15 protein-coding genes and 1 pseudogene are annotated in these 15,231 nt (G+C 73.0%); 7 read left to right on the top strand and 9 right to left on the bottom strand.

What is annotated here, in order from left to right; all coding sequences use genetic code 11:
• The first annotated feature begins 323 nt into the window (after nucleotides 1–323).
• On the top strand, nucleotides 324–773 hold the full coding sequence (locus C1I98_RS20940) for a hypothetical protein (protein WP_111169128.1): 450 nt from the start codon (nucleotides 324–326) through the stop codon (nucleotides 771–773).
• Here the strand turns inward: C1I98_RS20940 and C1I98_RS20935 are convergent.
• On the bottom strand, nucleotides 725–1,975 hold the full coding sequence (locus tag C1I98_RS20935; protein ID WP_111169127.1) for an acyltransferase family protein: 1,251 nt from the start codon (nucleotides 1,973–1,975) through the stop codon (nucleotides 725–727). The genes C1I98_RS20940 and C1I98_RS20935 overlap by 49 nt on opposite strands.
• A 139-nt stretch (nucleotides 1,976–2,114) precedes the next feature.
• Nucleotides 2,115–2,675, bottom strand: coding sequence for a DUF1707 SHOCT-like domain-containing protein (locus C1I98_RS20930; RefSeq protein WP_199537088.1), 561 nt, complete (start codon nucleotides 2,673–2,675; stop codon nucleotides 2,115–2,117).
• Between the two features lie 137 nt (nucleotides 2,676–2,812).
• On the opposite strand from C1I98_RS20930, the gene C1I98_RS20925 reads away from it, so the two are divergent.
• Entirely contained in the window at nucleotides 2,813–3,883 is a 1,071-nt protein-coding gene (locus C1I98_RS20925) for an FUSC family protein (RefSeq protein ID WP_233508036.1), read from the top strand.
• Between the two features lie 4 nt (nucleotides 3,884–3,887).
• Here the strand turns inward: C1I98_RS20925 and C1I98_RS20920 are convergent, their stop codons facing one another.
• The 6 genes and pseudogenes from C1I98_RS20920 to C1I98_RS20895 all read right to left on the bottom strand — a co-directional run bounded on the left by C1I98_RS20920 (nucleotide 3,888) and on the right by C1I98_RS20895 (nucleotide 6,912).
• Entirely contained in the window at nucleotides 3,888–4,280 is a 393-nt protein-coding gene (locus tag C1I98_RS20920) for an STAS domain-containing protein (protein WP_111169126.1), read from the bottom strand.
• A gap of 41 nt (nucleotides 4,281–4,321) precedes the next feature.
• Nucleotides 4,322–5,305: an NAD(P)-dependent alcohol dehydrogenase gene (locus C1I98_RS20915; protein ID WP_233508035.1), complete on the bottom strand. Its 984-nt coding sequence runs from the start codon at nucleotides 5,303–5,305 to the stop codon at nucleotides 4,322–4,324.
• The gene (locus tag C1I98_RS20910; RefSeq protein ID WP_111169124.1) at nucleotides 5,302–5,553 is read right to left on the bottom strand and encodes a helix-turn-helix transcriptional regulator; all 252 of its coding nucleotides are present in this window, start codon (nucleotides 5,551–5,553) and stop codon (nucleotides 5,302–5,304) included. The genes C1I98_RS20915 and C1I98_RS20910 overlap by 4 nt, the downstream gene beginning before the upstream one ends.
• A 3-nt stretch (nucleotides 5,554–5,556) precedes the next feature.
• Nucleotides 5,557–5,961: a hypothetical protein gene (locus C1I98_RS20905; RefSeq protein WP_111169123.1), complete on the bottom strand. Its 405-nt coding sequence runs from the start codon at nucleotides 5,959–5,961 to the stop codon at nucleotides 5,557–5,559.
• Nucleotides 5,962–6,075: 114 nt separating this feature from the next.
• Nucleotides 6,076–6,733: pseudogene (locus C1I98_RS20900) on the bottom strand (response regulator).
• Nucleotides 6,730–6,912, bottom strand: coding sequence for an ATP-binding protein (locus tag C1I98_RS20895; protein WP_111169122.1), 183 nt, complete (start codon nucleotides 6,910–6,912; stop codon nucleotides 6,730–6,732). Before C1I98_RS20895 ends, C1I98_RS20900 begins: the two are co-directional and overlap by 4 nt.
• 158 nt (nucleotides 6,913–7,070) lie before the next feature.
• On the opposite strand from C1I98_RS20895, the gene C1I98_RS20890 reads away from it, so the two are divergent.
• On the top strand, nucleotides 7,071–8,735 hold the full coding sequence (locus C1I98_RS20890) for a fibronectin type III domain-containing protein (RefSeq protein ID WP_111169121.1): 1,665 nt from the start codon (nucleotides 7,071–7,073) through the stop codon (nucleotides 8,733–8,735).
• A 110-nt stretch (nucleotides 8,736–8,845) separates the two neighbouring features.
• Here the strand turns inward: C1I98_RS20890 and C1I98_RS20885 are convergent, their stop codons facing one another.
• Nucleotides 8,846–10,099 (bottom strand): MFS transporter, encoded by a 1,254-nt coding sequence (locus C1I98_RS20885; protein ID WP_158558124.1) that lies wholly within the window; start codon nucleotides 10,097–10,099, stop codon nucleotides 8,846–8,848.
• Nucleotides 10,100–10,424: 325 nt separating this feature from the next.
• Between C1I98_RS20885 and C1I98_RS20880 the strand changes: the two genes are divergently transcribed.
• From C1I98_RS20880 to C1I98_RS20865, 4 genes are all read left to right on the top strand, one after another.
• Entirely contained in the window at nucleotides 10,425–11,363 is a 939-nt protein-coding gene (locus tag C1I98_RS20880) for a hypothetical protein (RefSeq protein WP_111169119.1), read from the top strand.
• Nucleotides 11,360–12,724 (top strand): CocE/NonD family hydrolase, encoded by a 1,365-nt coding sequence (locus C1I98_RS20875; RefSeq protein ID WP_111169118.1) that lies wholly within the window; start codon nucleotides 11,360–11,362, stop codon nucleotides 12,722–12,724. The genes C1I98_RS20880 and C1I98_RS20875 overlap by 4 nt, the downstream gene beginning before the upstream one ends.
• Complete coding sequence (locus C1I98_RS20870; protein WP_111169117.1) at nucleotides 12,721–14,067, top strand: YcaO-like family protein; 1,347 nt, start codon at nucleotides 12,721–12,723, stop codon at nucleotides 14,065–14,067. Before C1I98_RS20875 ends, C1I98_RS20870 begins: the two co-directional genes overlap by 4 nt.
• The coding region (locus tag C1I98_RS20865; protein ID WP_111169116.1) for a YcaO-like family protein at nucleotides 14,064–15,231 on the top strand (1,168 nt) is incomplete at its 3' end. The genes C1I98_RS20870 and C1I98_RS20865, both read left to right, overlap by 4 nt.

The following is a 15,231-nucleotide window of genomic DNA, read 5'->3' as shown; positions in this document are numbered from 1 at the left end:
CCTACCAGCACCGCGCCGGTGCCCAGCGCGGCGAGGCGCACATGGCGGCGCCGGGCCGGTTCGGGGAGGGTGGGGTGGTTCACTGATGGTGCTCCTGGGAAGGATGTGACGCCCGTTGCGAGAGTGCGGCGGGCATCGGCATTCATTCCATGGGCGGTCGACACCCAGATGTCCATTGGCCGTCCGGCGCGTTAACGCAAGATCCATTTCGGTACGAATCGGTAGATGTCGGGCGGGGGTCACACCGTGTTCGCCCGCCGTTCACGCGGCCCCGATGAAGTGAGCCCGACGCTGGCCCCAGAGATGACCGAAAGGCAGGCCCGGTGCCCCGACCGCTCGCCCTGATCGTCGGCGTGCTCGCGCTCGGCACCCTGTTCGTCCCCCCGCACGAACCCCGTGCCGCCAAGGGCGATGCCTTCCTCGACGCCCAGACCCCGGGCGTGCTGACCATCGAGCCCGGCGAGTGCTTCACCGATCCGGCGGGCGGCCACGTCCGTTACATCCCGTGCGACGAGCGCGGGGCCGCCAACCAGGCGTACGGCTTCGTCCACGTGGCGGACGGCCCCTGGGACCGTACGGCTCTCGCCGCCCACGCCTGGCGCGTCTGCGGCACCGGTTTCGCCCGCCAGTGGCCGGGCGGCCGGGCCACCGGCCTGGCGTACTATCCGGTCCTGCCGACCGCCGCCACCTGGGCCGGCGGCGACCGCGACATCATGTGCGCCGCCTACCGCACCGACGGCCCGCTGACCGGCTCCCTCCTCCCCCGCCACTGACCTGCGAGGCGCTTCCCGAGGCGTTGCGCGGGGGCTTCGACGAAGCGCCAGGTCAGCGCGGACAGGCCGAGCACCAGCGCGACCACGGCCGCCAGAATGCCGAGCCGGACGGATATCGAAAGGCCGGCCGGATCCGGCCAGAACCACTGCGCGCTTTCCAGAAACAGCGGGTGGAGCAGGTATATCGAATAGCTGACCAGTCCCAGCCAGGTGAGCGGGGCGGGCATCTTACGATTTCGCAGCGTCATCCCGATGAGGAAAGTGAGCCAGGCCGCCACGACCGCCGCCTGAAAACCCGGCCGGCCACCGGCCAGCCAGATTCCGGCCAGTGGCACCAAGGCCATCCAGGAGGCCCGTTTCCAGGAGATCTCCGCGCGCTCGGCCCGGTAGAGGACCGTGCCGGCGAACATGGTGGCCAGGATGAACAACCCCTCCCAGGGGCCGGGGTAATTCTGGTTGACCGCGAGCAGCGTCAGCACGGTGAGCCCGATCACGATCGCACCCGCCCGCCGTACGCCGCCCGACGCACTGAACACGGCCAGCAGCCCGGCCGACACCAGGGCGATGACCGCCAGGACGACCGCCAGCATCTCCCCCGGCCCGGCGGAGGTCAGCAGACGGGACGGGAGCACGCCCGCGCCCAGGGCGGCCACGGCGATGAACCCGAGCGCGGCGCGGGAGCCACGGCGATGCACGCCCAGCACGTACATCGCGGTGAGCAGGAGGTAGAACGCCATCTCGAAGGACAGCGTCCAGAGCACATTGACCACGTTGGGCATGGCGAACAGGTTCTGGAGCATCGTCAGGTGCCCGAGCCCGAGCGCCACGGGCCGGGTTCGCCACCAGCCGTCGAGGGCGTCCCAGCCGAGCGCGGCGAGCAGCGCCATCCCCGCCACGCTGACGGCGAACATCGGATACAGCCGGAAGAAACGCGAAATCCAAAACCCGGGCACGCTGCCCCGGCGTTCCAGCGACGCCGGCACGATATAGCCGCTGACCAAGAAGAACACCAGCACGCCGTACCAGCCGGCCTCGAACACCATCTTGATCGGCATCCGGTGCTCGGGAAACAACGGCGACAGCGCGTGCTCGAAAACCACCATCAGCGCCGCCACCCCGCGCAGGGCGTCCAGCCACCCGAGCCGCCGATCGTTTACCGGCCGCGACTCGTGCTTCCGCTCCTGCCCCTGGATGGTCGCCATCTGCGGATCATAATGGCGGCGCGCGGTCTCGGTGAATATCGAAAACGCGGCGACATTCAGAACACGCCGGGTGTCAGGCGGTCATTTCCCGGAAATCGCGCACGCGGGGCACTGTGGCGTAGCCCAGACCGGGGCAGGGTCAGCGGAAGCGGACCTTGAGGCGGCCGTAGCCGAGCTTGCCGGTGAGGCGGATGCGGGGGCCGCCCGGCTGCCGGCGCTTGGGGGCGCGGCAGACGACCCTGCCCCACTGGCACACCACGCCGTCCACGTCGACATCGGCGTCACTGGGCACGGTGAGCAGGGCCGAGCCGTACTCGAGCGACAGCTCGATGTCGATCACCGGGTGCTCGATGACCGCGTGGCTCAGGTCGAGGACCACCCCGCCGTAGTCGGACTCGACCCGCAGGGCGCGCGGGACGCGCCAGGCGCCGGTGCGGGTGATGCGCCCGCCGGTGCCCTTCAGCTCGACGACCTTCTCCGGCTCGGCACCGCCCAGGTCGGCGGTGAGCGGGGCGAGGTCGCCGCGGGAGCGGGCGGCGAGGGCGCCGGCGATCCGCTCCTCCATCTCCAGGGAGGTCAGCCGGCCGTCGGCGAACGCCTGTTGCAGCAGCTCGACGGCCCGGTCACGCTCCGCGTGGGTGACACGCATCAGCGAGTCGGACGGCACGACGGCGAGAGGGCCGCTTCCGGCATCGGGCATGGGCGACAAAGCCATAATGATGCCATGGTGACGCCACAATGACGTCATGTCAACTGCTGACATATGGGGCATATGTGACCTCACTGTCATAAACAGCCGTCATGCTGGGAGGGGTGCATACGTGGCTCAGCGATCAGGTGAAGACACGGCTGGGCACGTTCGGCCACCAGGTGCCCGCCATCGTGCAGAGCGCCGTGGGTTCGGCGGTGGCGTGGATCGTCGCGGTCCAGTTGCTCGGCCACGCCCATCCCCTCTTCGCCCCGATCTCCGTGATGATCTGTGTCGGCGTGGGGCTGGGGAACCGGCTGCGCCGGGTCGCCGAACTGGTGGTCGGCGTGACCCTGGGCGTGGGCATCGGCGACCTGCTGGTGTCCTGGATCGGCTCCGGACCATGGCAGATGGCGCTCGTCATCGCGCTGGCGATGGCCGTGGCCGGGCTGCTCAACAGCGGTGAGCTGTTCGTGACGCAGGTCGGGTCCTCCGCGGTGCTGGTCGCCATGCTGGTGCCCGGGGAGGACGTCGGCGGGCTCGACCGCATGGCCGACGCGCTGACCGGCGGGGTCGTCGGCCTCATCGCGGTCGCGCTGCTGCCGGCCAGCCCGGTGGCCATCGCCGGCCGGCACCTGTCCCAGCTTCTCGACGCGCTGTCCACGGTGCTGGAGCGGGCGGCGGACGCGATCGACCAGCGGGACGCCGACCTCGCGGCCGAGGCCCTGGAGAAGGGGCGCACGACGCAGTCGCTGGTGGAGGAGTTCACCGCGGCGCTGGTGAACAGCAAGGAGATCACCATGATCTCGCCGCTGCGCAGGCATCACCGGGCCCGGCTGGTTCGGTACGAGACGGCCGCGCTGCCGGTGGACCTGGCGCTGCGCAACGCGCGGGTGCTGGCCCGCCGTACGCTGGCCGCGCTCGGCGAGCCCGGGCCGCCGCCTCGGGCGCTGGCGGAGTCGATGCGCGAGGTGTCGGAGGCGGCGCTGCTGCTCCAGCTCGAACTGAACGCCGGGCGCGAGCCGATGCTCGCCCGGCAGGCGCTGCTCGCCGTCGCCGCCCGGGAACGGCCGACCAACCTCGGCTTCTCCGCCAACGTCACCCTCGCCCAGCTCCGCTCGATCGCCGTGGACCTGCTCCAGGCCACCGGCATGGACCACGACGAGGCCACCGCGGCGCTGACCCCGCTGACCGAGAACCAGCGGCGGCGCCCGAGCTGAGGGCTCAGTGGGCCCCGAGGGCCGCGGCGATGGCGTCCTGCACGGTGTCGTGTACCCATACGTGCGCGTGTACGCCGGTGACGGCCAGCAGGCGCGAGGGCGCGTGCCGCAGCGCGGCCAGGCGGACCTCCCCGCCGTACCGTCGCGTCTCGCTGGCGCACAGCAGCAGCACCCGCAGCCCGGCGCTGTCGATGAACGGCACCTCCGACAGGTCGAACACCAGGTGCTCGCCCCGGCCGCGGTCGCGGCGGGCGCGTTCGATGTAGCTCTCCAGCTCCCCCGCGGTGGCGAAATCCAGCTCGCCCGCCACCGCGATCAGTGTCACCGCGGGCAGGTGCGCGTGTGCCAGCGCCAGGGGTCCGCGCGGTACGTCCGGCCGCCGCCGCCCGCTTGCCATGTCCGAACATTAGACCCCACCGGCCCATCGGAACAGGGCGATCAGGCGACCGAGATGACGAGCTTTCCGGCCGCGCGGCCCGCCCGCAGGTGAGCGATGGCGGCGGGCAGCTCGTCCAGCGGATAGGAGCGCTCCACGACCGGGGTGAGCGCGCCGGTCTCGATCAGCTCCGCGAGGTACCGGAGATCCGCCTCGCGCGTCCTGCTGAGCAGCCCGCGCAGCTTCTGGCGCACGAACGGGGACCACAACTGCGCCCGGACCTGCCTGCCCGCGCCGCCGGTCCAGCGCCCGCCGACCTCGGAGCCGACGAGGACGAGCCGGCCCCGTGGGCGCAGGATCCGCCGCAACGCCGCCAGCGAGCGCTGACCGCCCATGTCCAGGATGAGGTCGTAGCGTCGGGAGCCCGCGGTGGGCTCCTCCTTGGTGTGGTCGATGACGTGGTCGGCTCCGATCGAGCGGACCAGGTCCACCTTCGCGCCGCCGCACGCGCCGGTCACCCGCGCGCCGAGCGCCTTGGCGATCTGCACCGCGAACGTCCCGACGCCGCCGCCCGCGCCGAGGATCAGCACCTCCTCGCCTTCGCGCAGCTCGCCGCGGTCGCGCAGCCCTTGAAGGGCGGCGAGCCCGGACACGGGCACCGCCGCGGCCCGCTCGAAGGTGGTGTTCGCCGGGAGGGGCACGAGCGTCTCCGGGCGGGCCAGTGCGTACTCGGCGTAGGAACCCTCGCAGGCGCCGAACACGGCGTCGCCCGGCCTGAACCTGGTGACGTCCCGGCCGACCGCCGCGACGGTGCCCGCGAGGTCCATCCCGAGCCGCGGACTCTTCGGCCGGCGCACGCCGAAACCGACCAGGCGCACGAGGTACGGCAGGCCGGTGGCGGTGTGCCACACCCCCTGGTCGAGCCCGGCCGCGTGGACTCGCACGAGCACGTCGCCGGGCCCCGGTTCCGGCCGCTCGACCTCACTGGTGCGTAACGTCTCGGGCGAGCAGTATTCGTGCCGGATGACGGCTTTCATGGTCGTCATGACCTTTCCTCTCTGGAATCGGAGAAGTCCGGGTACTGGAAGACCGCTTCCAGCGGGACGCCGAACACGCGGGCGATCTGGAAGGCCATCTCCAGCGAGGGCGAGTAGCGCCCCTTCTCGATGGCGATGACGGTCTGGCGGGTGACGCCGAGCCGGTCGGCCAGCTCGGACTGGGTCATCTCGCCATGGGCGAACCGCAGCGCGCGGATCTGGTTGGTGACCTTGGTGGGCTTGGGTGAGTTGACCAACGTTCAGAAACCCCGGCGGTAGGCGACGATCTTGACGACCGACGTGGTGAGTCCGTCGAGGACGAAGCCCAGGTAGAGCGCGTTGGCGATCCAGAAGTGCTCGAACCGGGCGAGGGTCAGCGCGAGCGCCGCCACCGCCCCGATGGCCAGGACGCCATATCCGGCGCGCTTGCCGTACTGATCGATGCTCTTGTCCCGCTCGTCGTTGAGACCCACGTGCTCGGGCGCCGAGATCGCCGAACCGATCACGCCGAGGATGTTGGCGGCGATGCCGGCGCCGATGGCGATGAGCATCGGCGCCACGTACGCGACCGGGGGCTCCTGCCCGAGCACGGTCACGAAGTAGGCCGCCGGCACGACCAGCGTGACCACCGCGTACACCCACGCCCGCTTCTCCTGAAAGGACATGCCGCTCCCAGCGCGAAAGACCTGATGTAAAGAAAACCAGACATCAGTAAATGTAAAGCGGCACGGACATGATGTCAAGAATGTTTAACCTCGCCGGGGACGCGGAACGGGCCCTCAGCGGGAGCGCGGAACGACCAGGCCCGACTCGTAGGCGAACACGACGAGCTGGGCGCGGTCGCGGGCGCGCAGCTTGGTCATGGCCCGGCTGACGTGGGTCTTCGCGGTCGCCGGGCTGATCGACATGCCCGCCGCGATCTCGTCGTCGAACAGGCCGCGGGCGACCAGCGCGGCCATCTCGCGCTCGCGGTTGGTGAGCGCGTCCAGGCCGACCGGGGGGCTGGGGGCGGCGGGAGACGTACTCGCCGATCAGCTTGCGGGTGATCGCCGGCGACAGCAGCGCGTCGCCGTGAGCGGCGATCCGCACGCCCTGCAACAGGTCGTCCGGCTCGGCGTCCTTGACCATGAAGCCGCAGGCCCCCGCGCGCAGCGCGTTGTAGACGTACTCGTCCAGGCCGTAACTGGTCAGGATCACCACATGGACACCGCTCAGCCGTTCGTCGGCCGCGATCCGCCTGGTCGCCTCGATGCCGTCCATGACCGGCATCTGCACGTCCACCAGGGCGACGTCGGGGCGGTGTTCGAGGGCCAGGGCGATGGCCTGCTCGCCGTTCGCGGCCTCGGCGACGACCTCGATGTCGTCCTCGGCCGACAGCAGCGCGCGAAAGCCGCCGCGGATCAGCGCCTGGTCGTCCACCAGCAGGACACGGATCACCGGGCCTCCTCGAACACCGGCGCGGGCAGCGCGGCCCGCCCGCTGAACCCGCCCTCCGGCCGCGGCCCGGCCGTGAGCGTGCCGCCCAGCGCGGTGACGCGCTCGCGCATGCCGAGCAGGCCGACGCCCGGAACGTGCGGCTCGTCCAGGCTCGCCCGGCCCTCGTCCGGACCTACCACGCGTGTGGTATCCGCCGCCGAAATGCCTTCCGCGAAACGTCTTGACCAGGGACGTCGGGCGAGTGTCGGAGCGACCACGACGAGACCCTTTACTGTTAGGAAACTTTCCTTTATGTTGAGGCGACCCCCCGGCTTGAACCCCCCAAAGGACGAACCAGATGAAACGAACGCTCATCGCCGTGGTGCTGGCCGTAGCCGGCGCCACGATCCCGTCCGCGGCGGCGACCGCCGCCCCACTCGGCACCACCGGCGCGGCGGCGCACACCCAGGTGGCCGCGGCCGCGTGGGCGCCCTACACCTCCTACAGCGCGGGCACGGTCGTCACGCACAACGGCCAGGACTACGAGTGCGTCCAGAGTCACACGTCCCTGCCCGGCTGGGAGCCGAACATCGTACCGGCCCTGTGGAAGCGGGCCGAGGGCGGCGGCGACCGCACCGCGCCCAGCACTCCGGGCAACCTTCGCTCGACCGGCTCGACCAGCGACAGCATCTCGCTGGCCTGGAACGCCTCCACCGACAACGTGGGCGTCACCGGCTATGACGTCTACCGCGGCACGCAGCGGGTGGGCACCGCGACCGGCACCACCTACACCGACACCGGTCTGACCGCGTCCACCAACTACACCTACACCGTGCGCGCCAAGGACCAGGCGGGCAACACCTCCGAGCCGAGCGCCCCCGTGACGGCCGGCACCTCCGGCGGGACCGGCACCCCCGGCCAGCCCGGCGCGGCGACCGCCACCTCCACGGACAACAGCATCTCGCTGACCTGGGGCGCCTCCAGCGGCACGGTGACCGGCTACCGGGTCTACGAGGGCACCGCCCAGCGGGCCGAGGTGACCGGTACCAGCACCACGATCTCCGGCCTCGCCAAGTGTGAGAACCACACCTACATCATCAAGGCCTACAACTCGGTGGGCGAGTCCGCGGGCCGCGAGGTGAGCGCCAAGACCACCGGCTGCACCGGCGGACCCGAGAAGCTGCCCGGCGCTCCGTACCTCTACATGGGCTGGGGCAACCCACCGGACCCGGGTACGGTCATGGACGCCACCGGCGTCAAGGCCTTCACGATGGCCTTCATCCTGGCACAGAACGGCTGTAACCCGGCCTGGGACGGCCAGCGTCCGCTGACCGGCGGCGCCGACGCCCGGGCGATCAACACCATCGAGTCCAAGGGCGGCAGCGTCGAGATCTCCTTCGGCGGCTGGTCGGGCAACAAGCTCGGCCCGAACTGCTCCACCCCGCAGGCGTACGCCGACGCGGTGCAGAAGGTGATCGACGCGGTGACCCCGGCGGCGGTCGACTTCGACATCGAGAACACCGACGAGTTCGGCAACTACACCGTGATGGACCGCATCCTGAACGCCCTGAAGATCGTCAAGCAGCGCAACCCGAACGTCAAGATCGTCGTCACCATCCCGACCTTCAAGACGGGCCTGAGCAACGACGGTGTCCGCCTGGTCAACCAGGCCAAGGCGCTGAACGTGCCGATCGACAACTACACGATCATGCCGTTCAACTTCAACGGCACGAACATGTACACCGACACCGTCAACGCCTCCGAGGGCCTGAAGAACTCGCTGAAGAGCGCGTTCGGCTGGAGCGACGCCGAGGCGTACGCCCACATGGGCATCTCGGGCATGAACGGCTACTCCGACCAGCGTGAGCTGACCACCCCGCAGATCTGGACCCAGATCCGCGACTGGGCGAAGTCCAAGGGCCTCACCAGGCTCGCCTACTGGGCGGTCAACCGCGACCGCGTCAACGGTGGCGGCGCCCCGCAGGGCGAGTGGGAGTTCACCCGCATCACCGCGGGCTTCTGACCCACCTGATCCACCGGGTTTCAGACCCGCCCCGGAGAGGGCCCCGCCGTGTCGGCGCCCTCTCCGGCACCCCCCGGAACCGGCCGGTCGCCGCACGGCGACCGGCCGGTTCATGTCCGGGCCGACACGGCGCGCGACCCTTCCACGGACCGGGCGAGACGCGGGACCATGGCCAGCCACACCGCCCCCGGCACCGCCATGAGCAGCCCGAGCCCGGCGAACGCCGGCCCGATCCCGGCCGTGTCGATGAGGCCGCCGGTCGCCGCCGCCGACACACCGAGGCCCAGGGTGGCGGTGGCGCTCCACAGCGCGGTCACCCGGCCCCGGTTGTCGTTGGCGGTGGCGTTGAGCAGGGTGGTCATCGCGGCCGGGCCGTACACCACCTCGGCCGCCGCCACCAGCCCCCACAGCGCCAGCGCCGCCGCGATGCCGACCGGCAGCCCGAGCAGCATGGTGACCAGCCCCTCGGCCAGGCAGGACACCCCGATCACCCGCAGATGGACGCGCGCGGGCAGCGTCCGCAGCCGGGCGGCGGCCACGACGAGCACCACGCCGCCGACCGTGCCCTGAACGGCGTAGAACCACCCGGTGCCGCCGTCGCCCAGCTCGTACACGCGCAGCGCCAGGTAGGTCATGCCGGTGATCGTGCCGCCCAGCCCGAGGCAGAAGAACGCCTCAAGGAGCAGCAGCGCGGCGACCACGCGGGTGCGCGCCGCCACGGCGAGGCCCGCGCGCAACGACCGCCACCAGCCGGTCGGCGGGCCGCCCGCGTACCGGTCTCCGGTCCGGACGCTCCAGGTCAGCCAGGCCGACCCCAGGAACGTGACGGCGTTGACGACGAACGCCCAGCGCCAGCCCACCACGCCCACCACGACACCGCCCGCGACGCCGCCGACCGCCTGCAACGCCAGGCTGTTGACCTGGACGGCGGCGGAGTACAGCGGGTACTCCTCGGGGCGGGCCAGGCTCGGCATCCACGCGTTGCGGGCGGCCTGGAAGACGAACCCGGCCGCCGCCGAGGCGAAGGTCAGCGGGTAGACCAGCCACAGCCGCCCGGGTTCGTCGGCGACCAAAAACGCGGCGGCCAGCACCGCCATCGCCACGTCGGTCACCAGCATGACCGTGCGCCGGTCGGCGCGGTCGGCGAGCACGCCGCCCCAGACCCCGGCGAGCGCCCCCGGCAGGTAGCGGACGGCCAGCGTCAGCCCGGCCGCCATCCCGGCCCCGGAGTGGTCGTAGACCATCGCGAACACCGCGACCGCCGAGGACCAGCCGCCGCAGACACTGACCAGGTTGCCGAGCCAGAGCCTGCGGAGGTCGCGATTGCCGGCCAGCAACTCGCGGAGCGTCCGCGCGGGTTCCACTTGCCCCTCCCGGTTGACAGTGGGAATGATTCTCATTGCTGCCCGACCGCATATCAAGACTTGACAATGATTTTCATTCCATGAATTACTGCCCCATAGATGCGGACCAAATAGGGCAGTTCGCCCCCGCATCGGGAGGGAGGTGCGCGGGATGAAGGTCAAGAAGCTGAAGGTCCAGGCGCGTAACGCGGCTGTGCACTCGTCGAACCACGCCACTGTGGCGCCGGCCAAGACGGCCTGGCGCTAGGCCGAGCGAAGCCCGGGTGCGGGCATGACCCAACCACGCCCGCACCCGGGCCCACGATGCTACTCCTGGAGGAAAACCATGGTGGAGGGTCCGGCGCAGTGGCCGCCGGGGACCACGTTCGTGCCCACCGAGGAGGGCTGGCTGGTCCACGGGCCCGACGAGGATTTCATGGTCCTGGACGTCCCGGCGGAGAACCGGCGCGCGGTCGCCGACCTCATCGCCGGGCGCCTCGACGCCGCTACCGCGGCGAAAAGCATCCCCGGAGCCGCCGACCTGCTCGCCGAGCTGACCCCGCCTCCGCCGCGGGGGGCCAGGACAGAGGTACTGCTCGTGGGCGAGGGCTTCTTGGCCGACGAACTGACCGCCGAACTGACCGCCCGCCCGGACGGCTTCTCCCTCCGGCGCCTCCCGGACGACCACGCGGTACGCCAGGCCCTCCCCGGCCCCGCGGCCCGCCACCCGCTGGACGGATTCGCCGTCCGGCACGCCGCCGACGACCTCGCCCTACGGCAGCCCCTGGACGACCACGCGGCACGGCAGCTCGCGGGCGGTGTCATGGGACCGGACGCCGGTGCGGCGGTGCTGGTGGCGTGCGCGGAGCGGTTGCCGGACGCGCGCTGGCGCGAACTGGACGCGCTGTGCAGGGACGCGGGCATCCCCTGGCACCGAGGGCACAGTGAAGGACGCCGCTGGTACGTCGGCCCGTTCACCCCCGCGCACGGCGGGGCCGGGTACGAGGACGTGCGGCTGCGCCGGCTGGCCGCCTGCCCGTGGCCGGAGGAACTGGCCGCCTACTGGGCCTTCCTGGACGGCGGCGGGCTCCCCGCCGCCCCCGCCGACCCGCGCGGCGCCGTGGTGGCCGCCGCCCTCATCGCCGCCGACCTCCGCGCCTGGCGGGCCGGCCTGGAACCCCCGGGGGCCGGTGTCCAGGTCGGCATCGACCTCCACTCAGGCCGCCTGCGGCGGCACCCCGTACTCCCCGTCCCGCACGGCCTGATGCGCGAGACCCCGGCATGAGCGGAGCGCCGGAGGCACGACCCGGGCCGGTGGTGGCGGGGATGGCCGCCGAGCTGGTGCTGCCCGGCCGGGTCCCGGCGGCGGCCGTGCTGATCCGCACGCCGTACGGCATCGCCGGGTGCCTGCCGGAGGCGCGGTCCTTCGCGGCGGCCGGGCTGGCCTGCCTGGTACAGGACGTGCGGGGACGGCATCTGTCCCCCGGGACCTTCGCCATCGGCCGGGACGAGACAGCCGACGGGCACGCCACCCTGGACTGGGCGACCGCGCAGCCGTGGTGCGACGGCACGGTGTTCCTGTACGGCGTGGCCTACGAGGCGTACGCCGCCTGGTGCGCCGCCGGGCACCCGGCGGTGCGCGGGATCATCAGCCGCCAGCCGTGGCCGCCGATCGCCGCGCCCGCGCTCGACGACGAACTATGGTGGCGGACCGAGCTGGCCCGCCCCGGGCTGTTCGAGGAGATCATGGCCGGCCGGCCCGAGCCGGACGTGGCCGGCCGGCCGGTGGACATCGGCCCCTGGCCGCCCGCGCCCGGCGGCCACCGGGAGGCCATCGTCCGGGTCACCCGGGCCGCCCGCGAGGTCACCGCGCCCAGCCTGCACCTGGGGAGCTGGCTGTGCCGGTCGGCGGAGACCACCGTGCGCCAGGCCGCGCTCGCCCCTGGCGCCGACGTCGTGATGGGCGGCTGGGCCAGCGCGCTCACCCACCGCCTGCACGAGACGTGCGCCCTGGACGTACCGGTCGAACCGCATCCCTTCGAGCTGGCGCTGGACTGGCTGGCCGGGCGGCGGCAGGGCCGGTGCCTGCTGCTCGGCAGCGGGCGCTGGACCGACGCCGATCCGCTGCCGCCCCGCCGTACCACGCAGGCCGCACCCGCCGTGGAGAGCGGCCCGGTCCGGCTGCGCCACGACCCCGCCCGGCCCTACCCGTCGGCGCCGCACTCGGCGAATTTGGCCCCGCTGGCGGACCGCCCCGACGTCGTACGGCTGAGCGTGCCGGACCCGCCGCCCTGGCACGGCACGCCACTGGTCACCGCCGAGGTGAGCACGGACGTCCCGGCCGAACTCGTCGCCACGCTCGTCCACGAACGGCCCGGCGGCGTGGCGACCCGGCTGGCCGACGGCACCGCACCGGTGCGTCCGGGCGTCACCGGGTGCGAGATCCGGCTGACCGTGGGAGCGGTCGAGCTGCCGCCCGGCCACCGGCTGCACCTGGAGCTGACCGCGGGCCGCCCGCCCCGCCACCGCGCGCCCGCCGTACCGGCCGAGATCACGCTGTCCGGCCTCGCCCTGCACCTGCCCCGCCCGCGCGGCGGGGCGTTCCCCGAAGCCGAAGCCGAAGCCGGAGCAGGAGCCGCCTCGTGAGGACGCTCATCGACGACCGCACCGGCCTGATCCGGCGGGTGGACTTCCTGGAGCCGGAGCCGTGGTGGCCCGCAGGGCTGGCCATCTGCACGGCGGAGGTCGGCTCGCCGTGCCGGCTGCTGCCCTGGCCCGCCGACCGGGTGGCCACCGGCACGGCGTTCGGCGACCCGGAACGGGCCAGGCGCAGCGCGATCGGCGAGGCCGCCGAGCGCTACTGCGGCAACTTCGTGCCCGCGGGACTGCGCCGCGCCGCATACCGCGACCTGCGCGAGCCCGCGATGGACCCGGCGAGCGCGGCACTGTACTCCGACGCCCAGCACGCCACGCCAGGCTTCCCGTTCGACCGCTTCACCCGGGACCTGCCGGTGCTCTGGACCCCCGGCACCGACCTGACCGGCGGCACGCCGGTGTGGCTGCCCGCCTCGCTGGTGTACGTGAACTACTTCAGTCCGCCCAGGGACCACGAACCCCCCACCAACTACGCCAACCTCGCCGGAATCGCCGCCGGGCCGTCCCTCGACGCAGCGCACACGGCCGCGCTGGAGGAGGTCATCGAGCGGGACGCCACGATGATCTGGTGGGCCAACGCGCTGCCCGCCGCGCCCGTCACCGGGGCAGGTCATTTCGTGGCGCCGCTGACACCGCTGCCCGAGCCCGGCTGGTACCACGCCGGCGGGCTGCGGTACCGGGTCGTGGCGGTGCCGACCGTCTTCGATGTCGCGGTACTCGGGGTGCTGCTCGACGACCGGGCGGGCGGCATCGCCACCTTCGGCGTGGCGGCCCGGCCCGACCCGGCGCAGGCCGTGGCCAAGGCCCTGGCCGAGGCCGTCACGCTGCGCCGCTACGCCCTCGGGCTACTCGACCCCGAGGGCGAGATCTGGGCCGCCGCCGACGCGGGCGTGATCGACCGCGGTGTGTTCAAGCCGCATCGCGCCGACCGGGCCTACGCCTCCTCCTACCGGCCCGACTACCGCGACGTGGTGGACCTCGGCTGCCACAGCCAGATCTGGCTGGACCCGCGGATGCGCGCCCACCTGGGCCCGATCACCTCCGGCCGCGAGGCGGTCCCGCTCGGCGAGCTGCCCCGGATCGACGGCGACCCGCTGGACGGCTACCTCGGGCGGATCGCCGCCCAGGGCCTGCCCGCCTACGCGGCCGACCTCACCACCCCCGACGTGGCCGCCGCCGGGATCGCGGTGTCGCGGGTGATCGTGCCCGGCGCGTACGCCAACGCCCCGGCCGCGTTCACCTGCCTGGGCGGCGAGCGGATGCGCGGCGATCCCGCCCGGCTCGGCCACCGGCCCGCCGCCGTGGCCAACCTCGTCCCCCTCCCGCACACATGATCGGCGTCGACTCCCGCCTCGGCGTGGTCACCGCGCTGCGGACCGGCACGCTGCACGGGACGCTGCACGTGGCCTTCGCCGACCTGGCCGGCACCGGCGGGCACGGCCTGCCGCTCGGCAACCCCACGGTCAGCGGGGCCTCCTGGCACGATCCCGGCCAGGCCCGGCTGCGCGCCCTCGGCGAGGCGGCCGAACGCTACTGCGGCCACCTGGTCCCGGCCGCGCGGCTGGCCGAGGCCACCTGGCACGACCTCGCCCCTGACGCGGTGGACCCGGCCGGGCTCGCCCGCTACTCCGCCGCCCAGCTCCGGCGGCCCGGTTTCCCGTTCACCGGATTCGCCCGCGACGACCGCATCCCCTGGGTGCGGGGCACCCGGCCGGACGGCACGCCGATCTGGGTGCCGGCAGAGCTGGTGTGGCTGGCCCCACTGGGCGCGCGGCCGGCCGTGCTGCCGGTGTCGGCGGGCATCGCGGCCGGTCCCGATCCGGCTTCTGCGCACGCCGCCGCGCTGGCCGAAGTGGTCGAACGGCACGCGCTGGCAACCGCCTGGCTGTCCGGACGCCGCTTCCCCGCACTGCCCACGAGCATGCCGCCGCGGGTGCCGGGGCTGCGGCTGCGCGGCTTCGCCGTCCCGAACCCGATCGACGCCCCGGTGGCGCTGTGCCTGGCGGAGGACGCCTCGGGGCTGCTCGGCGTGGGCTGCGCCCTGGCCGCCGACGGCCGGATCGCCACCTCGCTGGCGAAGGCCGCCGCCGAGGCGGTCCAGTCGCTGGACACCACGGCCCGGATCGCCGCGGGCGGCCTGCCCGAGTGGGAACGTCCGTACGGCCCGCTCGCCGGGCACCGGCCCGACCGGGCGTACGCCGCCGCCTACCGCCCGGACTTCGCCGACGCCGTCGATGTGACCTGCCACCTGCAACTGCTCGCCGACCCGGCGTTCGCGGCCCGGATCGCCGCGCGGTTCGCGCCCGCCGAGCCGTGGACCCCCGCGCCGCCGTGCGACCCGGAGGCCGCGCTGGCCGCACGCGGGCTCACGCCGATCACCGTCGATCTGACCACGGCCGACGTGGCCGCCTGCGGCATGTCCGTCGCCCGGGTGGTGGTACCCGGGCTGCGGGCCACGACCCCCGCGGCCTTCCCGATGCTCGGCGGCGGAGCGGAAC

Source organism: Spongiactinospora gelatinilytica (genome assembly GCF_003236385.1).
In the GTDB taxonomy this organism is placed as follows: Bacteria; Actinomycetota; Actinomycetes; order Streptosporangiales; family Streptosporangiaceae; genus Spongiactinospora; species Spongiactinospora gelatinilytica.
Note: the sequence above shows the minus strand (reverse complement) of the source record. Positions and strands in the feature narration are given on the sequence as shown.